This is a genomic window from Streptomyces sp. NPDC088745, assembly GCF_044751045.1.
Taxonomy (GTDB): Bacteria; Actinomycetota; Actinomycetes; order Streptomycetales; family Streptomycetaceae; genus Streptomyces; species Streptomyces cremeus.
In genome coordinates, this window is record NZ_JBIVLB010000005.1 from 253,224 (window position 1) to 277,681 (window position 24,458).

Below are 24,458 nucleotides of genomic sequence, written 5' to 3' on the forward strand. Positions count from 1 at the left end.
AGGAAATCGGCACAGAGTTCTCCCGTGAAAGGTGGGGCGAGAGGTGCGGCACGTACTGGTGCGGCACATCAAACCAGGCGGAGTTACTTCCCGGTAGACAGTGCGCGACGCCCACCCCTCCACACCGCCACATCTCGGCGGCGCGCGCCCTCACCGCCACGCGTGCAGCTTCCTCCCCAGCTCCACCATCCGCTCCGCCGCCTCCCGCGAGGTGGCGAACGACATCAGGTCCGTCCCGCCACCCGCCCGCCGCCGCACCGTGATCGACCGGGCCGAGGCGAAGGCCCGCAGCCCCTCCGCGCCGTGGACCCGCCCGTACCCCGACTCGCCCGTCCCGCCGAACGGCAGCGAGGGCACCGCCGCGTACCCGAGGACCGAGCCCACCGACACCCCGCCCGCCGTCAGCCGCTCCGCCACCGCGAGCCCCTCCTCGCGGGTGCCGGTGAACACCGCCGCGCCCAGCGCGTAGGGCGACGCGTTCGCCCGCTCCACGGCCTCCGCCAGGTCCCGCACCGCGTTCACCGCCACCACGGGACCGAACGTCTCCTCGCGCATCGCCGCCGCGTCCTCGGCCACCCCCACCAGCACCACCGGGTGCACATACGGCGCGCGCAGCGACTCCGGGCCGCCGAGCGGAGCGTGCGCGCCACCGGCCAGCGCCTCCTTCAGGTGCCGCTCCACCACGGCCAGTTGGGAGGGCAGGGTCATCGGGCCGTAGTGCCGACCCGGTGTCAGCTCGCGTGCCTTGCGGACGATCCGCTCCACCAGGTCGCCGTGCACCGAGGCGACCGCGTACACCCGCTCCACGCCCGCGCAGGTCTGCCCCGCGTTCGCCATCGCCCCCCACACGATCGCGTTCGCCGCCGCCTCCAGGTCGGCGTCCGCGCCCACCAGGACGGCGTCCTTGCCGCCGCACTCCGCCAGAAGCGGCGTCAGCGTCCGGGCGCACACCTCCGCCACCTTCCGCGCGGTGCCCGGCGACCCCGTGAAGGCCACCTTGTCCACCCCCGACTCCGCGAGCGCCGACCCCGTGCCGCCGAACCCGGTCACCACCAGGAACAGGTCCGCGAACTCCGCCGGAACCGCGTCCGCGAACGAGGAGGCGAGCAGCTCGCCGACGCCCGGCGTCAGTTCGGACGGCTTGAAGACGACCCCGTTGCCTGCGGCCAGGGCGTACCCGATCGAGCCCATCGGGGTGTGCACCGGGTAGTTCCACGGGCCGATCACCCCGACCACGCCCACCGGCCGGTACGCGAGCAGCGCCCGCCGGCCGAACGCCGCGGGCCCCGACGGCACCCGCCGCCGCCCCAGCACCCGCCTGGCGTTGCGCGCCGCCCAGTCCAGGTGGACCAGGGCGAGCAGGACCTCGGCCCGCGCGTCGTGCACCGGCTTGCCCGTCTCCGCCGCCACCGCCTCCGCGACCTCGTCCATCCGCCGCGCCAGTGACCGCTTCCAGGCCAGGAGGGCCGCCCGCCGCCCGTCCCATCCGGCCGCGGCCCAGCGCCGGGCCGCCGCCCGGCAGCGCCGCACGGCTTCCCGTACCTCCGCGGGACCGTGCACCGGATGCGTGCCGAGCACGGCGCCGTCCACCGGGGAGCGCACGTCGAAGGTCGTGCCGTCGGTCGCCCGGGGCAGGGAGGGCAGGGAGGACATCGGGACTCCTGGGGGAGTGGGGGCGAAGGGCGGACGGGCGGGCGCCGGACCGCCCCGGTGGCTGTCGCGTGCACCGCCGGCCGCCCGGCCCGTACCCGTCCCGCCACAGCCTGCACCCGCACCGTCCGCCGGCGGAAGCCCGACACCGGTCACGGCGGGGGCGGCCGTTTCCCGGCGCCCCCCACCGGCGCATACTGGATCACGGACAAACCCGGCACAGCCCCGGGCCCGCCCACCCCGGGAGCCCCGCATGACGACCGAACCCGGTGCACGCCCGTCCGCCCGCCGGGCCGCCGATCCCGCCCCGCCCCCGCCCGGCGGCATCCTCTGGTCCGTCGCGGGCGACGTCCGCGCCCTGCTGATGCTGCCCGCCGCCCTCACCCTCCAGGTGGCGCACCCGGCGGTCGGCGCGGGCGTCGACGAGCACTCCGTCTTCCGCACCGACCCCTGGGGGCGCGGCGAACGCTCGCTGCGGTCGGTGATGCTCTGGGTGTACGGGGGCGAGGCCGCCGCCGCGGAGGGCCGCAGGCTGCGCGCCCTGCACAGGACGATCACGGGCACGGACGCGCACGGCCACCGGTACCACGCGCTGACCCCCGCGAACTACGCCTGGGTGCACGCCACCGGCTTCCCCTGTTACCGGCACGCCCTGCGGTACCTGGGCCGCCGCCCGCTCACTGCCGCCCAGGAACGGCAGCTCTACGCCGAGTGGCTCCAGGTCGGCCGGATCCTCGGCATCCACGACCGGGACATGCCGCAGACCGTCGAGGAGTTCTGGCCGTACTACCGAAAGATGCTGGCCGAGGTCGTCGAACGCACCGCCGTGGTGGAGGAGTTGACCGACCCGGGCCAGCGGGTGCCGCCGCCCGACCGGGGGCCGCTGCCGGTGCGGCTGGTGCTGCGCGCGCTGTGGCCCGTGCTGCTGCCGCCGCTCGCCGCGTTCCGCTCCTTCGTCACCGTCGGCTACCTGCCGCCCGACGCACGCCAGGCGCTCGGTTTCGCCTGGTCGCCCGCGCAGGAGCGCGGGCTGCGCCGCTTCAGCCGGGTCGTGCGCGGCGTCGTACCCCTGCTGCCGGAGCGGCTGCGCTACCTGCCCACGGCGCGGCGGGCCAGGGCGCGGCACCGCGCCGCCGCCCGCTGACGTACGTACGGCAGCGGACGGCGGCGCGGAGGGGTCACGGGCCGAACGCGATCAGTGGTCGTGGATCGTGTTCGTCTCGGCGATCTTCTTCCAGGACTTCGGCTGCACCGGCTTCGCGGCCGGAGACGCCGCCAGGCCCCGCGCGATCCGCGACTCGGCGGCGGCCGGGGCGGCCGGCTTCGAGGGCTCGTACAGCCAGGTGTCGAAGAGCTCGGCGAGCGGCTTGCCGGAGACCTTCTCCGCGTACTTCACGAAGTCGGAGACCTTCGCGTTGCCGTACGCGTACTTCTTCGGCCAGCCCTTGAGGATCTCGAAGAACGCGTCGTCGCCCACCTCGTTGCGCAGCGCCTGGACGGCGAGCGCGCCCCGGTCGTAGACAGCGATGTCGAACTGCTTGTCCGGGCCCGGGTCACCGGGCTTGACCTGCCAGAACGGGTCCTCGGCCGGGCGGGTGGCGTAGACGTAGTCGGCCAGCTCCTGCGCCGTGCCCTCGCCCTCCTTCTCCGACCACAGCCACTGGCTGTAGCGGGCGAAGCCCTCGTTGACCCAGATGTCCTTCCAGTGGTGCACCGAGACGCTGTCGCCGTACCACTGGTGGGCCAGCTCGTGCACGACCACCGAGACGTTCGCGCCGTTGGCGAACTGGCGCGGGCTGTAGAACGGGCGGGTCTGCGTCTCCAGCGCGAAACCGCTGGTCACGTTGGGGACGTAACCGCCGACGGCGTTGAAGGGGTAGGGGCCGAAGACGCCCTCCAGCCACTCGGTGACCTCGGTGGAGCGCTCGATGCTCGCACGGGCCGCGCCGTCGTTGTCGCCGAGGTCCTTGCTGTACGCGTTGAGGACCGGCAGCCCGGAGGCCGTCTTGTCGGTGGTGATGTCGAACTTGCCGACGGCGAGCGTGGCCAGGTAGGGCGCCTGCGGCTTGTTGGAGCGCCAGTTGAAGCGGGTCCAGCCCAGCTTCGAACTCTGCGACTGGAGCACGCCGTTGGAGATCGCCTGGTGGCCGTCCGGCACCGAGACCGAGACGTCGTACGTGGCCTTGTCGAGCGGGTGGTCGTTGCTCGGGAACCACCAGGCGGCCGATTCCGGCTCCTGCGCGGCGACGCCGCCGTCCGGAGTGCGGGCCCAGGCGGTGTAGCCGCCGATCCTCACCTCGGACGGCTTGCCCGCGTAACGGACCACGATCGAGAGGGACTTGCCCTTCTGGAGCGGCGTGGCCGGGGTGATCACCAGCTCCTGCTCGCCCTCCCTGGCGAACTTCGCGAGCCTGCCGTTGACCCGCACCTCGCTGACCGCGAGGCCCAGGTCCAGGTTGAAGCGCGACAGGTCCTGCTTGGCGGTCGCGTTCAGCGTCGCCGTGCCCTCCAGGAGGTCCGTCTTCGGCTGGTACTTCAGCCGCAGGTCGTAGTGCGACACGTCGTAGCCGCCGTTGCCGCTGGCCGGGTAGTAGGGGTCGCCGATGCCCGGCGCGCCGGGGGAGGAGGAGGCGGCCGATGCCGGGATCGCCAGCAGGACGGTGGCCGCGGCGAGGACGCCCGGGACGAGGTGTCTGCGGTGCACGAGTGCTCCAAGTGGTCGGTGGTTGCGACGTATTGGCACTCTATTCAGCCCCTTGGCCACCAGTCATGTCCATGGTTGCTGCTGTCACACGTGGTCACACGATTGCCATACGGCCGACATGGCCGCCCGTGTCCCCTTTGCCGCCTCCGTCCCTCCCCGTCTCCCTACTGCCCTCTTTTGCAAGGGAGTTGACCGGGTTACCGTCCGGCCATGCCGATACCAGCGCGGGCCCGGCGCCCGAGACGAAGCCCCCTCGTCCCTCTGACCGTGGCCGCGATGACGGCCGTCCTGCTGGCGCCCGCGGGATCCGCCCAGGGCGCCGACGCGCCCGCCGCGGCGGGCCGCCCCACCGAGAGCAAGCCGGTCTACGACTACGGCAAGGCCGTCCGCGAGTCGGTCTGGGTCGACACCCGCGTCGACGGCGACAAGGACGGGAAGACCGACCGGGTCGCCGTCGACGTCGTCCGCCCCCGCGAGCTCGACCGCACCGGCCGCCGCGTCCCCGTCATCATGGACGCCAGCCCGTACTACCGCTGCTGCGGACGCGGCAACGAGAGCCAGAAGAAGACGTACGACGCCGACGGCAGGCCCCTCCAACTGCCGTTGTTCTACGACAACTACTTCGTGCCGCGCGGCTACGGCTACGTCGCCGTCGACTTCACCGGCACCGGCCGCTCCGACGGCTGCCTCGACGTCGGCGGCCGCTCCGAGATCGCCTCCGCCAAGGCCGTCGTCGACTGGCTCAACGGGCGCGGCACCGGCTACACCACCCGCACCGGCACCGAGCGCACCCGCGCCTCCTGGTCCAACGGCGACACCGGCATGATCGGCAAGAGCTGGGACGGCACCGTCGCCAACGGGGTCGCCGCCACCGGCGTCGAGGGCCTGCGGACCATCGTGCCGATCGGCGCGATCTCCTCCTGGTACGACTACTACTTCCAGCAGGGCGCCGACCTCTACCGGGGCGGCCCCGAAGGCCTTGCCGCGGGCATCGAGAACCCGGAGTACGCCCAGCGCTGCGCCCCGGTGAAGAAGCACCTCGCCGACAACGCGCCCCTCAACGGCGACCGCACCCGCATGTGGGCCGACCGCGACTTCGTGCCCGACGCCCGCAAGGTGAGGGCGAGCGTCTTCGCCGTGCACGGCCAGCAGGACCTCAACGTCCGGATGCGCCACTTCGGCACCTGGTGGGACGCGCTCGCCAAGAACGGCGTCGACCGCAAGGTGTGGCTCTCCCAGGCCGGACACGTCGACCCCTTCGACTTCCGGCGCGCCGAGTGGGTCAGGACCCTGCACCGCTGGTTCGACCACGAGCTGATGGGCTACGACAACGGGATCGACCGCGAACCGATGGCCGACATCGAACGCGCACCCGACCGGTGGACCACCGACAAGGTCTGGCCCCCGCGCGGCACCGACGCCACCGCGCTCCGCCCGGACAAGGGCGGTTCGGACGGCGTCGGCACCCTCGGCCTGAAGCCCGCCGGGCCCGGCGCCACCGAGACCTTCACCGACGACCCGGCCCGCGACGAGGACGCCTGGGCCGCGACGATCGACACCGCCACCCCGGAGAAGGCCGGCTTCGCCACCCGGCCGCTCTCCCGCGACCTGCGCCTCTCCGGCACCGGCAAGGTCACCCTGAAGGTCACCCCCTCCACCGCGAGCGCCACCCTCAGCGCGGTCCTGGTCGACCTCGGCCCCGACACCATCCGCGACTACGCCGCCGCCGGCGAAGGCATCACCACCCTCGCCGAACGCACCTGCTGGGGCGCGAGCACAGGCGCCGACAGCGCCTGCTTCAAGGAGACGAAGGCCAACACCAAGGCCGTCGACCACACCGTCTTCAGCCGCGGCTGGGCGAGCCTCGCCCACTACCGGGGCGACGGCCGGGCGCGCCCGCTGACCCCCGGCAGGACGTACGAGATCACCGTCGACCTCGCCGCATCCGACCACGTCGTCCCCAAGGGGCACCGCCTCGCCCTGATCGTCGGCGGCACCGACGCCGGCCTCGTCGAAGCCCCCGGCAGCCGCCCCACCGTCGACATCTCCCTCTCCGGCACGTCGGCGCGGCTGCCGGTCGTCGGCGGCGAGCGCGCCTTCGCCCGCGCCACCTCCGGCCACGCGCAGGCGGCCCCGCTGTCACCGGGCGCGCGGGACTCCGTACCCGTACCGCGCCACCTGTCCCGACTGCCGGGGGAGACCCGATGAAGGCACGCCTGACCGGCGCCCTGCTCGGCGCGGCGGCCCTCGTCGTCCCGCTGTCCGCCGCGCCCGCACACGGCGCGGACACCGGCCGCACCCCTGCTCCCCGTACCGGATTCGAGACCTCCGACGGCGCCCGCTGGACCACCGAAGCCGAGGAACAGGAGTTCCTGCGGACCGTCGACCGGGCGGCCGCCCGCACCGCCCTCACCACCGTCGGCACCACCCGGCAGGGCCGCCCGCTCCAGCTCGTCCGCATCGCGGAGCGCCGGCACACCACCTCCACCATGCTCCTGATCTGCAGCCAGCACGGCGACGAACCCGCCGGCCGGGAAGCCTGCCTGAGCCGGGTGCGCGACCTGTCGTACGCCACCGACCGCCGCACCCGGGACTTCCTGCGCGGCACCACCGTCCTGGTCGTCCCCAACGCCAACCCCGACGGCCGCGCCGCGAACACCCGGGGCAACGCCGACGGCGTCGACGTCAACCGCGACCACCTCGCGCTCGCCACCGCCGAAGGCCGCGCCATGGCCGCCGTACTGCGCGACCACAGGCCCGACCTCGTCTACGACCTGCACGAGTACGGCTCCACGCCGAAGGTCTACGACAAGGACCTCTTCGACCTGTGGCCCCGCAACCTCAACACCGACCCCCGCCTCCACGAGGAGTCCCGGAAGCTCTCCGGCGGGTACGTCCGGCCCGCCGCCCACGCCGCCGGCTTCACCACCGGCACGTACGGCATCTGGACCGACCCGGTCACCGGCGAGCCCACCCGGCAGGTCGCGGGCGACGGCCAGGAACGCATCCTGCGCAACGCCTCCGGCGTCAAGCACTCCGCGGGCCTGCTCATCGAGAGCCGGGTCGACGCCCTCACCGAGGCCGAGCAGCAGGACCAGGCAGTCAACAAACGGCGCAGGGTCACTTCCCACGCCGTCTCGCTCGACGGCGCGCTGCGGTACGCGGCCGAGCGCCGGACCCCGCTCGCCCTGGCCACCGCGCGGGCCCGGCTGGCGGGCTTCGCCGACCGCGGCCCGGTCCACCTCGGCGGCGCCGACAACGACCCCGCCGAACCGGCCGAGGTCCTGGCCGACCCGCCCCCCTGCTACCGCCTGACGAAGGCCCAGATCACCGACGTACGGGACGAACTGACCCTGCACGGCGTCACGTTCCGCACCACCAGGGACGGGGCGTACGTACCCCTGCGGCAGTCGCAGCGCGCCCTGGTCGCCCTCCTCCTCGACCCGGGTGCGACATACCGCCTCACGAAGGGAAAACCCGACACGCGCTGTTAGCCGACCGTGACGTGCGCCACCTGTGATACCGGGTAGCGGCAGGGAATCCTCCCTACCCGAAAGGTGACCCACGTGTCCCACGACGACCAGCCGCCGGGCAACGGCCGGGCAGCTTCGCCGCTCATGGCGGACCTGCCCGGCAGCCCGCACACCACCCACAGACCGCACACGGACCGCGTCGTGTTCGGCGTCACCGCCGCCCTGACGCTCGCGTTCGTGCTGTGGGGCGCCCTGGCCACCGACTCCCTGGAGTCGGTCTCCACCAAGCTCCTCAACGGCCTCATCCACAACGGCGGCTGGGCGTTCATACTGGCCGCGTCCGCCTTCGTGGTCTTCGCGCTGTGGCTCGCGATCAGCCGCTACGGCAAGATCACGCTCGGCGACGAGGGCGAGAAGCCCGAGTTCAAGACGGTCTCGTGGGTCGCGATGATGTTCAGCGCCGGCATGGGCATCGGCCTGATGTTCTACGGCGTCAGCGAACCGCTGGGACACTTCTCCTCGCCGCCGCCGGGCACCACGCCCAAGGGGGCGGAGGAGGCCATGCAGACCGCCATGGCGACCACCCTCTTCCACTGGACCCTGCACCCGTGGGCGATCTACGCGGTGGTCGGCCTGGCCATCGCGTACAGCACCTTCCGCCGTCGCCGCCGCCAGACCATCAGCGCGGTGTTCACCCCGCTCATCGGCGAGAAGCACGCCCACGGCGGAGTCGGCCGCTTCATCGACATCCTCGCCATCTTCGCCACCCTCTTCGGCTCGGCGGCCTCCCTGGGCCTGGGCGCGCTCCAGATCGGCAGCGGAATGAAGGAGGTCGGCTGGATGGAGAAGGCGGGCACCGGCCTGCTCATCTCCGTCATCGCCGTCCTCACGGTCGCCTTCGTGGCCTCGGCCGTCTCCGGCGTCGAGAAGGGCATCCAGTGGCTGTCCAACACCAACATGGTGCTGGCCCTGCTGCTGGTGGTCTTCGTCTTCGTCGCCGGCCCCACGGTCATCGTCCTGGACCTCCTGCCCACCTCCATCGGCGCGTACCTCGGTGACCTCCCGCAGCTCATCGGCCGCACCGAGGCCACCGGCGGCGAGGAGGTCGCGACGTGGCTCAGCAGCTGGACCGTCTTCTACTGGGCGTGGTGGATCTCCTGGACGCCCTTCGTCGGCATGTTCATCGCGCGCATCAGCCGGGGCCGTACGATCCGCCAGTTCATCGGCGGCGTCATCCTCGTGCCCAGCACCGTCAGCCTGCTGTGGTTCGCGGTCTTCGGCGGTACGGCGATGAAGATGAAGGCCGCGGGCAACCTGCCCGACGAGGCGACGCCCGAGGGCCAGCTCTTCGGCCTGCTCCGCGAGTTCCCCGCGGCCACCGTCACGAGCATCCTGGTCATGATCCTCGTCGGCATCTTCTTCGTCTCCGGCGCGGACGCCGCCTCCATCGTGATGGGCACGCTCTCCCAGAAGGGCTCCTTCGAACCGACCAAGCCGGTCGTCGTCTTCTGGGGCGTGGTGACCGGCGCGGTCGCCGCCATCATGCTGCTGATCGGCGACGGCGGGGGAGACGCCCTCAAGGGCCTCCAGAACCTCACCATCCTGGTCGCGGCCCCGTTCGCGGTGGTCATGGTCGGCATGTGCTGGGCCCTGATGCGCGACCTGCGCTCCGATCCGCTGATCGTACGGGGCGAACTGGGCGTGGAGGCCGTCGAGGCGGCCGTCATCGAGGGCCACCACAAGTACGACGGCGACTTCGAGATCCGCATCGGTCCGGGCACCGGGGACTCGGGGGCGACGGAGGCGGAGGTGGCGAAGCAGCGCTGACGGGTCCGGTCCCGTGCGCCCTCCGCGGAGCACGGGACCGGCGCTCGCCCACGGAGACCGGCGCCCCCGTGCCAGGAGCGGGCGGTCGAATTCCCCGCCCCCCGCACACAACCACCCTTTCCGGGGAATGCTCCCCCCATGTCTGCCGCCGCGTACGCGACCTTCGGACTGGCCCCGGCCGCGCGGGCCGGAGGAGTCCTGACCAACGGGGTCCAACGACTCCACCGCGACTTCATGGACTTCGTCGTGGACGGCCGCCCCCTCCTGCACCAGCTCTCGGACCTCGACGCCGTCTCCCCCCTCGCCTCCGACATCCCGCCCGCGATCTTCGTCACGCACGTCCGCAGACTCCTCCTCGAAGCCGCGCCCCCGCTCCCGGACAACCGGTACGTCATCTACGGCTGCCCGGAGTGCGAGGGCCTGGAATGCGGCGCGGTCACGGCCGTCATCGAGCAGCGGGGCTGCGACATCCTCTGGCGCGACTTCGCCTGGCAGACCACGCACACCCTCGACTTCGCACGCGACGGCTACCACGGAGTCGGCCCGTTCCGCTTCGACGCCGCCCAGTACCGGGCCGAACTCGCCCGCCTGCTGCCCCCCGAAGGCGCGGCCGACGACTCGCCGCCCCTGCTCCGCCGCCGGGTCCTGCTCATCGGCTCGCGCGTCGCCGTCCTCGCGAAGCTGGCCGCCGCGCTCCGTACGATCAACATCGGCGCGGAGATCGCCGCCGACGCGGACCGGGTGCCGCCCACGGAGATCCGCACCTACGCGGCCGTCCTCTTCGGCGCCTCGATCGCCGAACACGAGAAGGCGGCGGTACGCGCCGCCTTCGGCCGGGCGGGAGCCGAGCCCGCCTACCTGGACGGCCTGGCCCCACTCGTCCCGGTCCTCGTCGCGCAGGTCGAACACGCGCTGGACCCCACCCCGCCGGAACAGCGCCGCCTGGTCCGCCTGGTCGCGGCCGACGGCGAGGCGGGCGTCGAGGTCGCCTCCACCTGCCGGGTGCAGCTCTACGCCTACCGGCAGGACCGCCTGCACCGCACGCACGGCCGGCTGGTCTTCGAGGGCCTCCTGGAGCCGGGCGGGCACCGCATCGCCCTGGACGAGAGGGCCACCCGCGGCCCCTCCTACCTCATCGCCCGCACCCTGGGCTCCGTCCTCACCACCCCCACCTCCCCCTGACCCGTTTCCCTGCCCCGCTGCCCTGTGCCTCGGTGCTTCGGTGCCCCCTTCCCCTGTGTCCCGCTCGCCGACGTGCCCCGTTCCCTTCCGTCCCGCTGCCCCGTTCCCTCTGCGTCCCGCTGACTCGTTCCCCCTGCGTCCCGCTGACCTGCGTGCCCCGTCCCCCTCGCCCCCTTGGCGTCGCAGCTCCCCCTTGGGCTTTCGCAGCCGCCCTGCCGCCTCCGCTCCCTTGGGCGACGGGGCCGCCCCAAGGGGGCGGGACGGGCGGGCAAGGGGGCGGCCCCTCCCGCTCCCGGCCCACCCGGGTGCCGCCCCCTGCGCAAGCGCCTGTGCCGGGCACACTCCTCCGCCGAGGCTGGGAGCCCAGCCCCCGTGCCGGATGCCTCAGCCCATGCCGCTCGGGCAGAAGAGGCCCCGGACCCGCCCCTTCCCCTAAAGCGCTCGCCGCGCAGCCAGGTGCACGGTTCCGTGCGGGTGCGTCGTGGTTGCTCGCGCAGTTCCCCGCGCCCCTGAAGGGGCGCACCCCCGGGAGCATCGCGGCCCGGCGCGCAGCTCCCCGCGCCCCCGGCAAGAGCCCAAGCCCCCCGCGCAGGGGAAGCCCGTCCCGACCCTCGAATAGGATCAGCTCCTCATGACTGCAACCCTCGTCGCCAAAGACCTCGCCGCCGGCCACGGCGACCGCACCCTCTTCGCCGACCTCGACCTCGTCGTCGCCCCCGGCGACGTCATCGGCCTCGTCGGAGTCAACGGAGCCGGCAAGTCCACCCTCCTGCGCCTGCTGGCCGGTCTGGACACCCCCGAGGCCGGCACGCTCCGCCTCTCCCCGCCCACCGCCACCGTCGGCCACCTCCCCCAGGAGCCCGAGCGCCGCGAAGGCGAGACCGTGCGGGACTTCCTCGCCCGCCGCACCGGCGTCGCCGCCGCCCAGCTCGCCCTGGACGCCGCCACCCAGGCCCTCGTCGACGGCGCGCCGGGCGCGGACGACGCGTACGCCACCGGGCTCGACCGCTGGCTCGACCTCGGCGGCGCCGACCTGGACGAACGCGCCGAGGAGGTGGCCGCGTCCCTCGGCCTCACCGTCGGCCTGGACCAGCCCATGACCGGCCTCTCCGGCGGCCAGGCCGCCCGCGCCGGCCTCGCCTCCCTCCTGCTCTCCCGGTACGACGTCTTCCTCCTCGACGAGCCCACCAACGACCTCGACCTGGACGGCCTGGACCGCCTGGAGTCCTTCGTCACCGGCCTGCGCGCGGGCACCGTCGTGATCTCCCACGACCGCGAGTTCCTCACCCGCACCGTCACCAAGGTCCTCGAACTGGACCTCGCCCAGCAGCAGATCAAGCTGTTCGGCGGCGGCTACGCGGCCTACCTGGAGGAGCGCGAGACGGCCCGCCGCCACGCGCGCGAGGAGTACGACGAGTACGCCGACAAGAAGGCGTCCCTCGAAGGCCGCGCCCAGATGCAGCGCGGCTGGATGGACAAGGGCGTGCGCAACGCGCGCCGCAAGTCCACCGACGGCGACAAGATCGGCCGCAACATGCGCAGCGAGGCCAGCGAGAAGCAGGCCGCGAAGGCCCGCCAGACGCAGCGCATGATCGAACGGCTGGACGTGGTCGAGGAGCCCCGCAAGGAGTGGGAGCTGCACATGGAGATCGCCGCCGCGCCGCGCTCCGGCGCGGTCGTCTCGACGATGCGCCAGGCGACCGTGCGCCGGGGCGACTTCACCTTCGGCCCGGTCTCCCTCCAGATCGACTGGGCCGACCGCGTCGCCATCACCGGCGCCAACGGCTCGGGCAAGTCGACCCTGCTGGCCGCCATGCTCGGCCGGCTGCCGCTCGACGCGGGCGACTCGGCCCTCGGGCCCGGCGTGGTCGTCGGCGAGGTCGACCAGGCCCGCGGTCTCTTCTACGGGGCGGAGACCCTCCTGGACGCCTTCTCCGCCGCCGTCCCCGAGACGGAACCGGCCGAAGTCCGCACCCTCCTCGCGAAGTTCGGCCTGAAGGCGGACCACGTGAGGCGCCCGGCCACCACGCTCTCCCCGGGCGAACGCACCCGCGCGGCCCTCGCCCTCCTCCAGGGCCGAGGAGTCAACCTCCTGGTCCTGGACGAGCCGACCAACCACCTCGACCTGCCGGCCATCGAGCAGTTGGAGTCCGCCCTCGACTCCTACGAGGGAACACTCCTGCTGGTCACCCACGACCGCCGCATGCTGGACGCGGTCCACGTGACCCGCCGGGTGCTGGTGGAGGACGGGCAGGTCACGGAGGTCTGACCCCGGGCCGGGGGTCAGACTTCCGGGTCGGGAGTCAGACCCCCAGGCCGGAGCGCGGCTCCGCCGTGAGGGCCCGACCAGCCGCAACACACCCGCACGGAGCCGTTCACCACCCCGCGGGCCCCCGCGGGAGGGCCGGCCGGGGCAGGGAAGAACCCCGCCCCGGCACCGGCCCCCGCCCCGCGCAGGTCCCGCCCCCGGACCCCTCAGCCCCGCTTCCCCCGGTCCACCAGCCCCGCCTTCCGCAGCGCGTCCGCCATCGCGCTGTTGGCCGGCGCGGGCGCCGCGGACCGTCCCGCGCCCTGGCCGCCCCCGCCCTGCCCGCGCTGCCGCGCGTCTCCGCCCTGCCCGCGCTGCCGTGCCTCCCCGCCCCGCCGCTGCTGCGGAGCCCTCCCCTGCGAGCCCCCGGCGCCGGACCGCGGACCGGAGTCGCCCGCCCGGCCGCCCCCCGCGCCGCGCGAGGACGCCGAGGAACCCGCCTCGTCCTCCAGCCGCAGCGTCAGCGAGATGCGCTTCCGCGCGATGTCGACGTCCCTCACCTTCACCCGCACCACGTCGCCGGGCTTGACCACGTCCCGCGGATCCTTCACGAAGTTCTTCGACAGCGCCGACACGTGCACCAGCCCGTCCTGGTGCACGCCGACGTCCACGAAGGCCCCGAACGCCGCCACGTTCGTGACGACCCCCTCCAGAATCATCCCGGGAGCCAGGTCGCCGATCTTCTCGACGCCCTCCTTGAAGGTGGCCGTCCTGAACGCGGGCCGCGGGTCGCGCCCCGGCTTCTCCAGCTCCCGGAGGATGTCCGACACGGTCGGCAGGCCGAACTTCTCGTTCACGAACGTGTCCGGCCGCAGCCCGCGCAGCACGCCCACGTTCCCGACCAGCGAATCGACACCCGCCGCCTTCGTCATCGCCCGCACCACCGGATACGCCTCCGGGTGCACGCTCGACGCGTCCAGCGGGTCCTCGCCGTCGCGGATCCGCAGGAAGCCCGCACACTGCTCGTACGCCTTGGGGCCCAGCCGCGCCACGTCCTTGAGCGCCTTGCGCGACCGGAAGGGCCCGTTCGCGTCCCGGTGCGCGACGATGTTCTCCGCCAGCCCGGAGCCGATGCCCGAAACCCGCGAAAGCAGCGGCGCGGACGCCGTGTTGACGTCCACCCCCACCCCGTTCACACAGTCCTCGACCACCGCGTCCAGCGACCGCGAGAGCTTCACCTCCGACAGGTCGTGCTGGTACTGGCCCACCCCGATCGACTTCGGGTCGATCTTCACCAGTTCCGCCAGCGGGTCCTGTAGCCGCCGCGCGATGGAGACCGCCCCGCGCAGCGACACGTCCATGTCCGGCAGTTCCTGCGAGGCGAAGGCCGAAGCCGAGTAGACCGAGGCCCCCGCCTCCGACACCATCACCTTCGTGAGGTTCAGCTCCGGGTGCTTCGCGATCAGCTCACCGGCCAGCTTGTCGGTCTCCCGGGACGCCGTCCCGTTGCCGATCGCGATCAGCTCGACCGCGTGCTCCTTCGCCAGCCGCGCCAGCTTCCCCAGCGCCTCGTCCCACCGGTTGGCCGGCACGTGCGGGTGGACGACGTCCGTGGCGACGACCTTGCCGGTGGCGTCCACGACGGCGACCTTCACACCCGTGCGGAAGCCGGGGTCGAGTCCCAGCGTCGCCCGCGTCCCGGCGGGGGCCGCGAGCAGCAGGTCACGCAGGTTCGCGGCGAAGACCCGTACGGCCTCGTCCTCGGCAGCCGTACGAAGACGGAGCCGCAGATCGATGCCCACGTGCACCAGGATCCGCGTGCGCCATGCCCAACGCACCGTGTCCGCGAGCCACTTGTCGCCCGGACGGCCCCGGTCCGCGATGCCGAAGCGCCGGGCGATCATGTTCTCGTACGCGGTCGGGCCCGGGGCGTCGGACGGCTCCTCCGGCTCCAGCACCAGGTCGAGCACGTCCTCCTTCTCACCGCGCAGCATCGCCAGCACCCGGTGCGAGGGCAGCGCCGTGAACGGCTCCGCGAAGTCGAAGTAGTCGGCGAACTTCGCGCCCGCCTCCTCCTTGCCCGCGCGCACCTTCGCCGCCAGCCGCCCCCGCGTCCACATCCGCTCGCGGACCTCGCCGATCAGGTCGGCGTCCTCCGAGAAGCGCTCGGTGAGGATCGAGCGGGCGCCCTCCAGCGCGGCCGCGGCGTCCGCGACGCCCTTGTCCGCGTCCACGAACGCGGCGGCGGCCGCCAGGGGGTCGGCCGACGGGTCGCCCAGCAGGCCATCCGCCAGCGGCGTCAGCCCCGCCTCCCGGGCGATCTGCGCCTTCGTGCGGCGCTTGGGCTTGAAGGGGAGGTAGATGTCCTCCAGACGCGCCTTGGTCTCGGCGCTGCGGATCTGCGCCTCCAGGGCGGCGTCCAGCCTGCCCTGCTCCCGCACGGAGTCGAGGATCGCCGTCCGGCGGTCCTCCAGCTCGCGCAGATACCGCAGCCGCTCCTCCAACGTGCGCAACTGCGCGTCGTCGAGCATCTCGGTCGCTTCCTTGCGGTAGCGCGCGATGAACGGCACGGTCGAGCCGCCGTCGAGCAGCTCGACGGCGGCCCTGACCTGCCGCTCCTTGACGCCGAGTTCCCCGGCGATCCTGCTTTCGATGCTTTCGATGGACGTCGTCACGGTGTTACCGACTCGCCTTCTCCTGCGGGCAGTGCATGGCGCGCCGCCCGGCTGTGTCACCGGGGGCGCACCTGCATTCTGCCGTGCGGGACCGACAGGCAGGTCACGGGCTCACACCCGACGGGTCCCGCGCCCGCCCCCCCCCAAGGCCCCGCCGAACAGCTCGGCGGGCAGACGGAACGGCAGCGTCACGACGGTGGCGACCGCTCCGCCCACGGTGCGCAGGGCGTCGGCGACGGCTCGGAACACGGGGTCCTCCCTCGGCCGCCGCAAGGACGGGTCCGGCACGGACGCCGTACGTCGGTCCCGGTACGGGTGGCCGTCCGCGCCCCGGGCGAACCCGCCCGGTCTCAGCCCTTGCCCACCAGCGAGTCCGGGAAGGCCCCCGCGGCGGCGGCCGTCATCAGGAATCCGCGGCCGAGGTCGGTCAGCCGGGCCACGCCCGCCGCCCCCAGGTGTTCGTACGGAGCGAGGTCGAGCCGGTCGGTGACGTCCTCGACGTCGGCCCGCAGCCGGGTGCCGGCCTCCGTCAGTTCGCCGTCGGCGTCCAGCAGCCCGCGCGCCCGCAGCCGTCCGGCGGCCGCCTCCCAGTCGGCGCGCCGCCAGCCCCGGGTGCGCAGCACCCAGCGCGGGTTCATGCCCCGTCCGGTCGCGGTGTGGCTGACCAGCGCCTCCACCGGGTCGAGACCGGCGTGCAGCAGGGCGGCGAGGTGGCCGTCGCCCCGGTGCTCGCGCAGCAGCGTCGCCGCGTGCCAGAACGCGAGGTGCGCCTCTTCGGGGAACGGCAGGTCGGCGTGGGCGGCGTACAGCGGCCGGGCGTGCCGGGTGCAGGCCTCGGTCGCCGTGCGGGCCAGCTCCGCCGCCTCCGCCATCTCCGCGGAGCGGATCACCTCGTCCCCGAGCAGCCTGCGCAGCGCCGCGTCGGCGGCCCGCAGGCGCGCGCCGAGCACGGCCTCGGGGGATGCGGTCTCCCAGACCGCGGGGACGACCCGGGCGATCAGGTCGTAGTTGTAGTTGTAGAAGGCCGCGGCGACCACGCCGGGCCCGACCGCGCCCAGCGCGGCCAGCCGGCCCACCATGAACGGGGCCGCGTCGTCCACGATGCCGACGGCGGACAGCTCCTGGGCGTACTCGGGCGAGAAGTAGACCGTGGAGTGCAACGAGTTGAGGGGGCCGTGGCAGCGGCGGCCGGCACGTTCGGGCAGCGGGGAAGTCGTCATACCTGCACGTTACCGACTGCTCAGTACGTCGCCCGGGGCGGGTCGGCCCGGCGCGGGAGGACGCGTCCCGACGGCAGGAAAGGTGGGGAACCCGTCATTGCGGCCGTGCGCCGCCCCGCGGAACCATGAGGACACCGTCCCGACCGCCCCGGAGAGGAGCCCGCCCCGTGACCGCGTACCGCCATCTCGTCCTGGCCGTCCTCTTCGAGGGCGTGCTGAGTCTCGACGTGACCGGCCCGGTCGAGGTCTTCGCCGGAGCCGGAGTCGCGACGGGCACCCCGTACGAGGTCCGCACCGCCTCCGTGGACGGCGGACCGGTCCGCACCAGCAGCGGCCTCACCCTCCTCCCGGACACCGGCCTCGACCGCCTCGCCGCCCTGCTCGACCCGCCCGAGCACACCCGCGTCACGCTCCTGGTCCCCGGCGGCCCGGGCACCGTGCACCTCGACCCCCGGCTCGTGGCCTGGCTGCGCGCCCACGCGCTCCGGGCGGACCGGCTCGTCTCCGTGTGCAGCGGGGCCTTCTACCTCGCCGAGGCCGGACTGCTCGACGGGCGGCGGGCGGCCACGCACTGGGACGTCGCCGGCCACCTCGCCCGCGCCTATCCGAAGATCGACGTCGACCCCGACGCCGTCTACGTCCGCGACGGCCGCATCGCCACCTCCGCCGGTGTCACCGCCGGAATCGACCTCGCGCTCGCCCTCGTCGAGGAGGACCACGGCCGGGACACCGCCCTGACCGTCGCCCGCCACCTCGTCGTGTTCCTGCGCCGCCCGGGCAACCAGGCCCAGTTCAGCGCCCAGCTCTCCGCCCAGACCGCCCGGCGCGCACCCCTGCGCGACGTTCAGCAGTACGTCTCCGAGCACCCCGAGGCCGACCTGTCCGTGGAGGCCCTGGCCGCCCGCGCCCGCCTCTCGCCCCGCCACTTCGCCCGCGCCTTCCAGGCCGAGACGGGCGTCACCCCCGGCCGCTACGTGGACCGGGTGCGCCTCGAACACGCCCGCCGCCTCCTGGAGGACGGCCCCGACGGCGTCGAGTGCGTCTCCCGCGCCTGCGGCTACGGCACTCCCGAGGCGATGCGCCGCGCCTTCGTCAAGGCGCTCGGCACGGCTCCCGCCGAATACCGCCGCCGCTTCCGCGGCACGACCCCCACCGGCTGACGCACCATCAGCCCTGCCACCCCGAAAGGCGTGCACCGTCATGCAGATCGCCATCGCCCTGTACGAGAACTTCACCGCCCTCGACGCCGTCGGCCCCTACGAGACCCTCGGCAACCTGCCCGGCGCCGAGACCGTCCTCGTGGCCGAGCGGACCGGCCCCGTCCGCAACGACCGGGGCGGCCTCTCCGTGGTCGCCACCAGGACCTTCGCCGAGGTGACCCGCCCCGACGTCGTCGTCGTCCCCGGCGGCCCCGACCCGGTGAACCAGACCGGGAACAAGGCCCTCCTGGACTGGCTCCGGGCCGTCGACCCCACCACGACCTGGACCACCTCCGTCTGCACCGGCTCGCTGGCCCTCGCCGCCGCGGGCCTCCTCACCGGCCGCCGCGCCACCACCCACTGGCTGGCGATGGACACCCTGGAGTCCCTAGGCGCCCGCCCGACCGGGGAGCGGGTCGTCTTCGACGGCAAGTACGTCACCGCCGCCGGCGTCTCCTCCGGCATCGACATGGGCCTGACCCTGGCGGGCCGCCTCCAGGGGGACATGGTCGCGCAGGTCATCCAGCTGATGACCGAGTACGACCCGCAGCCGCCGTACGACGCAGGCTCGCCGGACAAGGCCCCGGCCGAGGTGGTCGCGTTCTGCCGGAGCGAACTCCAGACCTGACGCGACGTCACCACCCCTTCTCTCAGGGGCTCCAGGTGAAGCGCGGCGACCTGCGCTCCAGGAAGGCGGCGACCCCCTCCGCGGTGTCGCCGCTGCCGCGCGCCTGTTCGGCCCAGTGCCCGTCGCGGTCGGTGCGCCCGTCCGCGAACTCCTTCGCCGCCGCCTGCGTGAGCTGCGACCGCGACACCAGGACGCGCGTGAACTCCGCCACCCGCTTGCCGAGCTCGCCCTCCGGCAGCACCTCGTCCACCAGGCCCGTGCGCAGCGCGCGGCCGGTGTCGATCAGCTCGCCCGAGAAGAGCAGGTACTTGGTGGCCGCCGGGCCGATCAGCGCCGCCAGCCGCCGGGTCGAGGACGCCGGGTAGACGATCCCCAGCTTCGCCGGCGTCACCCCGAAGAGGGCCCCCTCCTCCGCGAACCTGAGGTCGCAGGCCGCCGCGAGCTGGCTGCCGCCGCCCACGCAGTACCCCCGCACCGCCGCCAGCGTCGGCTTCGGAAAGGCGGCCAGCGCCTCCTCGGCCCGTACCGCCAGCTCCTGCGGCGCACTGCCGGCCGCCGCGGCATCGCGCAGGGAGGAGATGTCCGCCCCCGCGCAGAACGTCGGCCCGTCACCCGTGAGGACCAGTGCCCGCACCGTCGGATCGGCGGCCAGCCGGGCCAGCAGTTCCGGCAGCTCGCGCCACATGTCCGCGGTCATCGCGTTGCGTTTGGCGGGGTTGCTCAGCACCACCGTCGCGGTCGAGCCGGCGAGGGAGTGCGTCACCCGGGGAAGCCGTTGCATGGGCCGGATGCTATCCGCCCCGCCCGAACCTATGATCGGTGCATCGGGGGGCCGAGGCAGCCACGGGGGCCTACCGAGGAGCGCGCACATGATGCGACAGACCCGCGAGAGCAAGAAACTGAGCCGCGACTTCGGCTGGCTGGCGTTCCTCGGCATCCTGCTGGTGATCGGCGGCGTCGTCGGGCTCGTCTACACCGGCCTCGCCACCCTCACCTCCATGCTGCTGTTCGGCTGGCTGCTGCTGGTCGGCGGACTCGTCGGACTGCTCCAGTCCGTCCAGTCGCGCGGCACCAGCTTCTTCTGGCTCGGCGTCGTCGTCGCCGCCCTCAACATCGCCGCCGGCATCGTCGTCATCCGCAATCCCGTCGGCAGCGCGGAAGCCCTGACCATGTTCGCCGCGCTGCTCTTCCTCACCGGCGGTCTCTTCCGGGTGGTCGGCAGCCTGGTGGTGCGCGGCCCGCAGTTCGGGTGGACCCTCGTGCAGGGCGCGTTCGGCCTGCTGCTGGGCATCCTGGTGCTCTTCGACTGGCCGCACTCCAGCCTGTACGTGCTCGGCACCTTCTTCTCGCTGGCGCTGCTCTTCGACGGACTCGGCCTGGTCTCCATCGGGTTCGGCGGCCGCCGGGTGGTGTCCATGGTGTCGGAGGCGATGGAGCCCGGCACCGCAGCCACCCCCGGGCGGCCTCCCGTACAGCCTCCGCACAGGACCGGCTTCCAGAAGCCGGAAGGCCAGGACCGGTCGGCGCACTGACGGCCAAACGGACGGAAACCGCCGTCAGTGCTTGCAGTTCCGGTCGCCATCCGTCGATTGCCGTCAACTTGTGATCAGCGCGCTGGTACGGACCGCTGGGCCGCGAACACTCGAACCGTGGTCACGACCGAGCGTGAGGGCGGGTGCCCGATGATGGAGAGCCGTGGGAGCGCCCCACCCCCGGACGGGGCCGTGGACGCCCCACCGGGCGACGGGCCGGCGGACCCGGAGGAGTCCGCGGGACCGCCCCGGCCCTACGAGGGCGTCTGGCGCTTCACCGCCCCCGCTGTCGACATCTCCGTGCCCCAGGCCCGGCACGCCGTCCGCGACCTGATCCGGCGCCAGCGGGTGCCCGCGTCCGACGACCTCGTGCAGGGCCTCCTGCTGATCGTCTCCGAGCTCGTCACCAACGCCGTCAAGCACGCGGCGCTGCTCTCCCCGGAGCTGGCCGTGGAGGTGGCGGTCGGCGCGGACTGGATACGGGTGTCCGTGGAGGACAGCCACCCCTACCGCCCGCGGCCGCTGGAGACGGACTACGCGCAGACCGGCGGGCGCGGCCTGCTGCTGGTGCGGGAGGTCGCCGCCGAGTCCGGCGGCGCCTGCGACGTCGAGCACACCGCGAGCGGCGGCAAGGTCATCTGGGCCGCCCTGCCGCTCACTCCGCGCTGAAACGGGGCTACCAGCCCACCGCGTCGCCGGTCAGCTCCCGGATGGCGGGCCGCGCCGCGTCCAGCACGGTCATGAACCACGCGGAGAACGGGTCCTTCGCGTGCTGCTCGGCCAGTTCCCGGGGCGTCACGAACGCGGTGTCCCCGACCTCCTCCGGGTCCGGGCGCAGCGACGACTGCACCAGCCCGACGAAGAGGTGGTTGAACTCCTGCTCGACCAGCCCGGACGCCGGGTCCGGGTGGTTGTAGCGGACCGTGCCGGCCTCCGCGAGGAGCGTGGGGGAGACGCCCAGCTCCTCGTGCGTACGCCGGGCGGCCGCCGCGAAGGGGCCCTCGTCGGGGTACGGGTGGCCGCAGCAGGTGTTGGACCACACGCCGGGGGAGTGGTACTTGCCGAGCGCGCGCTGCTGGAGCAGCAGCCGTCCCGTCTCGTCGAAGAGGAAGACGGAGAACGCGCGGTGCAACTGCCCGGGGGGCTGGTGGGCGGAGAGCTTCTCCGCGGTGCCGATGGTGTTGCCGCTCTCGTCGACCAGTTCGAGGAGGATCTCGGGGGCCTCGGCGCCCGCTGATCCGTTCTGAGCGCTGTTCGCCGCAGTGGCTGGTGTGGTCGGCATAACCATCCTTCGCTTCGGTGCCCGGCTGCCAAGTCTGCCGTACAAAAGCCTCTTGTCCGTACTTCGCCCGGACGTCGTCCGCACGGGCGGGCGAAATACGCGCGGGGCCGCGGGAGCCTGCCCCTGTCGCGGGTGCGACAGGGGCAGGACTTCCCCTCCGGCGGCCGGATCAGACCCCGAACGCCGCCGGGTACGTGATCTCACCGCGCGGCAGTCGCGCCCCGTCGTCCAGCACGAGCGCCGTCATGGCCTCGTCCGGCACCTGGAAACCGGGCCTGATGCCCAGCCGGGACGCCGGGGCGAACCCGAACCTCGGGTAGTACTCCGGGTGCCCCAGCACCAGCAGCAGCTTCTCCCCACGGGCGCGGGCGGCGTCGGTCACCGCCCGGACGACCGCGGCCCCCGCGCCCTGCCGCTGGAACCGGGGGTGGACCGCGACGGGCGCCAGCGCGGCCGCCGGGGCGCCGCCGACGTGGCAGCGGGTGATCAGGGCGTACGCCGCCACCGTGCCGTCCGGCGCCTCGGCGACGTAGGAGAGTCCGTCCAGCCAGGCGCCGGGGTCCTCGCGCAGCGCCTCCACCAGGTCCGCCTCGGCCCCGGTCGCGAAGGCGGCGGCGTTGACGGCGTGCACGGCCGCGATGTCGGCGGCCGTCTCCGGCCGGGTCCGCCAGCGCGGGTCGACGGGCCGCAGCACGTACCCGGTGTACCCGTAGTCCGCTCCGTGCGCACGGCGGACCGCGATCTCCTCACGGCTCGTCGCGAGGGCCCCGGCCATGCCGGGCACGGCCGGGTCGGCGCGCTCGACGCGCTCGCTCAGGGGGCCGTAGTACTCGTCCCAGTCGCTCTCCGGCTGGAGGTACGCACCGAGGACGTCGTACCCGGCGGCGACGGCCGCCGCCGCGTGGTCGGCGCGCGAGCGCAGCGGGTACCGCGGGTCCCAGAAGGCGCGGGCGCCCGCCGACGGCCGCTCGGCGACCCATTCGCAGTCGGAGGCGACGAGCACGCCGCCCGGGGCGAGCAGCCGCTTCCACCGCGCCAGAGCGGTGTCGAAGCCGATGCTGTACGCCGAACCCTCGGCCCAGACCAGGTCGAAGGACCCGTCCGGGAACGCGGGCCCGTCGAGGACGCCCATGTCGGCGTTGACGGCCTGGATCGCGTCGCCGAGCCCCCGGGCGGCGGCGGCCTCGCGCAGCTCGTCGAGGAACGGCTCGTGGAGGTCGACGGCGGTCACCCGCGCACCGGCCTCCTCGGCGAGCAGCAGCGACGCCCGGCCGGGGCCGCAGCCCAGGTCCAGGACGCGCGGCCGTTCGGGCAGCGGGCCCGCGAGGGCGGCCAGGGAGAGGAGGTGCCGGGTGGTGCGGTCCGAACCGGGGCTCTGCCGGGGCAGGCCGCGGTGCAGGGTCATGAAGGCGTCGAAGAAGACGTTGTCGGACAACGTGGATCCCTTGTCAGGAAAGGGCCCCCACGGATGAACCGGAAAGGTGACGGGGTCAGCCGAGGGGCCGGGCGATGAGGACGGTCCGTATGCCGCGGGCAGCAGCGCGCGTCACGACAGTCATCGACTCATCACCCTTCATCACTCGCGTTTCGTCCGAGACCGAACGTCTCTTCGATCACTTTAACAGCCGCCCCGGCGCCCCGGCGGCCTCAGTGGCAGACCTTCGCCTCGTGCACCGCGTGTCCGCCCGGCTCCAGTTGGAAGGTGCAGTGCTCGACGTCGAAGTGGTCCCCGAGGCACCCCTGCAACTCGTGCAGCACCTTCTCGTACCCCACCGAGTCCAGCACGTCCTGACTGACCACCACGTGCGCCGACAGCACCGGCATCCCCGAGGTGATCGTCCAGGCGTGCAGGTCGTGCACGTCCTCCACGCCGGGCGTCCCCAGGATGTGCTCACGGACCTCCGCCATGTCCACGCCCTTGGGCGCCGCCTCCAGCAGCACCGAGAGGGTCTCGCGCAGCAGCTTCACCGTGCGGGGGACGATCATCAGGCCGATCACCAGCGAGGCGATCGGGTCCGCGTACGTCCACCCCGTCAGCAGGATCACGGTCGCCGACACCAGCACGGTCACCGAGCCGAGCGCGTCCGCCAGCACCTCCAGATAGGCGCCGCGCACGTTCAGGCTGTCCTTCTGCCCCTTGACCAGCAGCGACAGCGAGATCATGTTGGCCACCAGGCCGACCAGGGCGAAGACGATAGCCAGGCCGCCCTTGGTCTCGGCGGGAGTGATGAACCGCTGCACCGCCTCGATCAGGACGTACCCGCCGACCCCGAGCAGCAGCAGACAGTTCGCCAGCGCCGCCAGGATCTCCGCCCGGGCGTACCCGAACGTGGCGTTCCGGGTGGGCGGCCGGTTGGCGAAGTGGATCGCCAGGAGCGCCATCGCCAGCCCCAGCGCGTCCGTCGCCATGTGCGCGGCGTCGGCGATGAGGGCGAGGGAGTCGGACAGCACGCCGCCGACGATCTCGACCACCATCACACTCAGGGTGATGGCCAGGGCCATGCGCAGTCGCCCCTTGTAGGCCGCGGCCGCCGTGCCCGTGGGCGGCGGCCCGCCGTGCGAATGCCCGTGATCGTGCCCAGCCCCCATGAAGAGCCGCCTCCTGAGACATGACGAATGGTGTCGGACCGTGCGGCCCGCCACCCAGTGAACTACGGGTGGGGGGTATGGGCAAGCCGGGACTGAACACCGTTGTCATGTGCTCTGACCTGGGAAAATGTACGCAGGTCAGAGCGCCGGAACGATCTCGCGCCCCCGGCCGCGCCCGGCCGGGGGCCCGGCCCCGCAGAGGCGGTTTGTTAGCCGGGGCGGGAATCGACCATGATGATCGCGGCGGCC

Annotated in this window: 19 protein-coding genes; 10 read left to right on the forward strand and 9 right to left on the reverse strand. The window is 73.4% G+C overall.

Going from position 1 to position 24,458, the window contains the following annotated elements:
• Positions 1-150: 150 nt before the first annotated feature.
• A complete protein-coding gene (locus ACIP93_RS16380) occupies positions 151-1,653 on the reverse strand; it encodes an aldehyde dehydrogenase family protein (protein ID WP_401759318.1) in 1,503 nt (500 codons plus the stop codon).
• 250 nt (positions 1,654-1,903) lie between these two features.
• Here ACIP93_RS16380 and ACIP93_RS16385 point away from each other — a divergent pair, with 250 nt between their 5' ends.
• On the forward strand, positions 1,904-2,794 hold the full coding sequence (locus ACIP93_RS16385) for an oxygenase MpaB family protein (protein WP_401759320.1): 891 nt from the start codon (positions 1,904-1,906) through the stop codon (positions 2,792-2,794).
• Between the two features lie 51 nt (positions 2,795-2,845).
• Here the strand turns inward: ACIP93_RS16385 and ACIP93_RS16390 are convergent, their stop codons facing one another.
• Positions 2,846-4,354: a M1 family metallopeptidase gene (locus ACIP93_RS16390; RefSeq protein WP_401759323.1), complete on the reverse strand. Its 1,509-nt coding sequence runs from the start codon at positions 4,352-4,354 to the stop codon at positions 2,846-2,848.
• A gap of 210 nt (positions 4,355-4,564) precedes the next feature.
• On the opposite strand from ACIP93_RS16390, the gene ACIP93_RS16395 reads away from it, so the two are divergent.
• The 5 genes from ACIP93_RS16395 to ACIP93_RS16415 all read left to right on the forward strand — a co-directional run bounded on the left by ACIP93_RS16395 (position 4,565) and on the right by ACIP93_RS16415 (position 13,105).
• Entirely contained in the window at positions 4,565-6,562 is a 1,998-nt protein-coding gene (locus ACIP93_RS16395; RefSeq protein WP_401759326.1) for a Xaa-Pro dipeptidyl-peptidase, read from the forward strand.
• On the forward strand, positions 6,559-7,848 hold the full coding sequence (locus tag ACIP93_RS16400) for a M14 family metallocarboxypeptidase (RefSeq protein ID WP_401759328.1): 1,290 nt from the start codon (positions 6,559-6,561) through the stop codon (positions 7,846-7,848). The genes ACIP93_RS16395 and ACIP93_RS16400 overlap by 4 nt, the downstream gene beginning before the upstream one ends.
• Before the next feature lie 72 nt (positions 7,849-7,920).
• Complete coding sequence (locus ACIP93_RS16405; RefSeq protein ID WP_380837702.1) at positions 7,921-9,654, forward strand: BCCT family transporter; 1,734 nt, start codon at positions 7,921-7,923, stop codon at positions 9,652-9,654.
• Positions 9,655-9,792: 138 nt separating this feature from the next.
• Positions 9,793-10,836: an oxidoreductase gene (locus tag ACIP93_RS16410; RefSeq protein ID WP_401759331.1), complete on the forward strand. Its 1,044-nt coding sequence runs from the start codon at positions 9,793-9,795 to the stop codon at positions 10,834-10,836.
• 631 nt (positions 10,837-11,467) lie between these two features.
• The gene (locus tag ACIP93_RS16415; RefSeq protein ID WP_401759334.1) at positions 11,468-13,105 is read left to right on the forward strand and encodes an ABC-F family ATP-binding cassette domain-containing protein; all 1,638 of its coding nucleotides are present in this window, start codon (positions 11,468-11,470) and stop codon (positions 13,103-13,105) included.
• Between the two features lie 206 nt (positions 13,106-13,311).
• On the opposite strand, the gene ACIP93_RS16420 is transcribed toward ACIP93_RS16415, so the two are convergent.
• The 3 genes from ACIP93_RS16420 to ACIP93_RS16430 all read right to left on the reverse strand — a co-directional run bounded on the left by ACIP93_RS16420 (position 13,312) and on the right by ACIP93_RS16430 (position 16,979).
• A complete protein-coding gene (locus tag ACIP93_RS16420; protein ID WP_401759337.1) occupies positions 13,312-15,759 on the reverse strand; it encodes a Tex family protein in 2,448 nt (815 codons plus the stop codon).
• A 111-nt stretch (positions 15,760-15,870) separates the two neighbouring features.
• Positions 15,871-16,008 carry an LPFR motif small protein gene (locus ACIP93_RS16425; protein WP_401759339.1) on the reverse strand — a complete coding sequence of 46 codons (138 nt, stop codon included), beginning with the start codon at positions 16,006-16,008 and terminating at the stop codon, positions 15,871-15,873.
• 101 nt (positions 16,009-16,109) lie between these two features.
• Positions 16,110-16,979 (reverse strand): SCO6745 family protein, encoded by an 870-nt coding sequence (locus ACIP93_RS16430; protein ID WP_345218649.1) that lies wholly within the window; start codon positions 16,977-16,979, stop codon positions 16,110-16,112.
• Positions 16,980-17,146: 167 nt separating this feature from the next.
• On the opposite strand from ACIP93_RS16430, the gene ACIP93_RS16435 reads away from it, so the two are divergent.
• Both ACIP93_RS16435 and ACIP93_RS16440 read left to right on the forward strand, forming a co-directional pair.
• Positions 17,147-18,139, forward strand: coding sequence for a GlxA family transcriptional regulator (locus ACIP93_RS16435; RefSeq protein ID WP_345218652.1), 993 nt, complete (start codon positions 17,147-17,149; stop codon positions 18,137-18,139).
• Positions 18,140-18,179: 40 nt separating this feature from the next.
• Positions 18,180-18,806 carry a DJ-1/PfpI family protein gene (locus ACIP93_RS16440; protein WP_345218656.1) on the forward strand — a complete coding sequence of 209 codons (627 nt, stop codon included), beginning with the start codon at positions 18,180-18,182 and terminating at the stop codon, positions 18,804-18,806.
• Positions 18,807-18,828: 22 nt separating this feature from the next.
• Here ACIP93_RS16440 and ACIP93_RS16445 read toward each other — a convergent pair whose 3' ends face one another.
• Positions 18,829-19,587 (reverse strand): enoyl-CoA hydratase/isomerase family protein, encoded by a 759-nt coding sequence (locus ACIP93_RS16445; protein ID WP_401759343.1) that lies wholly within the window; start codon positions 19,585-19,587, stop codon positions 18,829-18,831.
• A gap of 88 nt (positions 19,588-19,675) precedes the next feature.
• On the opposite strand from ACIP93_RS16445, the gene ACIP93_RS16450 reads away from it, so the two are divergent.
• Positions 19,676-20,338: an HdeD family acid-resistance protein gene (locus tag ACIP93_RS16450; RefSeq protein ID WP_401759345.1), complete on the forward strand. Its 663-nt coding sequence runs from the start codon at positions 19,676-19,678 to the stop codon at positions 20,336-20,338.
• A 117-nt stretch (positions 20,339-20,455) separates the two neighbouring features.
• Positions 20,456-21,007: an ATP-binding protein gene (locus ACIP93_RS16455; protein WP_401759347.1), complete on the forward strand. Its 552-nt coding sequence runs from the start codon at positions 20,456-20,458 to the stop codon at positions 21,005-21,007.
• Positions 21,008-21,014: 7 nt separating this feature from the next.
• Here ACIP93_RS16455 and idi read toward each other — a convergent pair whose 3' ends face one another.
• The 3 genes from idi to ACIP93_RS16470 form a co-directional block, all read right to left on the reverse strand.
• Positions 21,015-21,620, reverse strand: a complete 606-nt coding sequence (gene idi / locus ACIP93_RS16460) for an isopentenyl-diphosphate Delta-isomerase (RefSeq protein ID WP_345218663.1) — start codon at positions 21,618-21,620, stop codon at positions 21,015-21,017.
• A 169-nt stretch (positions 21,621-21,789) separates the two neighbouring features.
• A complete protein-coding gene (locus ACIP93_RS16465) occupies positions 21,790-23,025 on the reverse strand; it encodes a GNAT family N-acetyltransferase (protein ID WP_401759759.1) in 1,236 nt (411 codons plus the stop codon).
• Between the two features lie 242 nt (positions 23,026-23,267).
• Positions 23,268-24,209, reverse strand: coding sequence for a cation diffusion facilitator family transporter (locus tag ACIP93_RS16470; protein WP_345218665.1), 942 nt, complete (start codon positions 24,207-24,209; stop codon positions 23,268-23,270).
• Between the last annotated feature and the right edge of the window lie 249 nt (positions 24,210-24,458).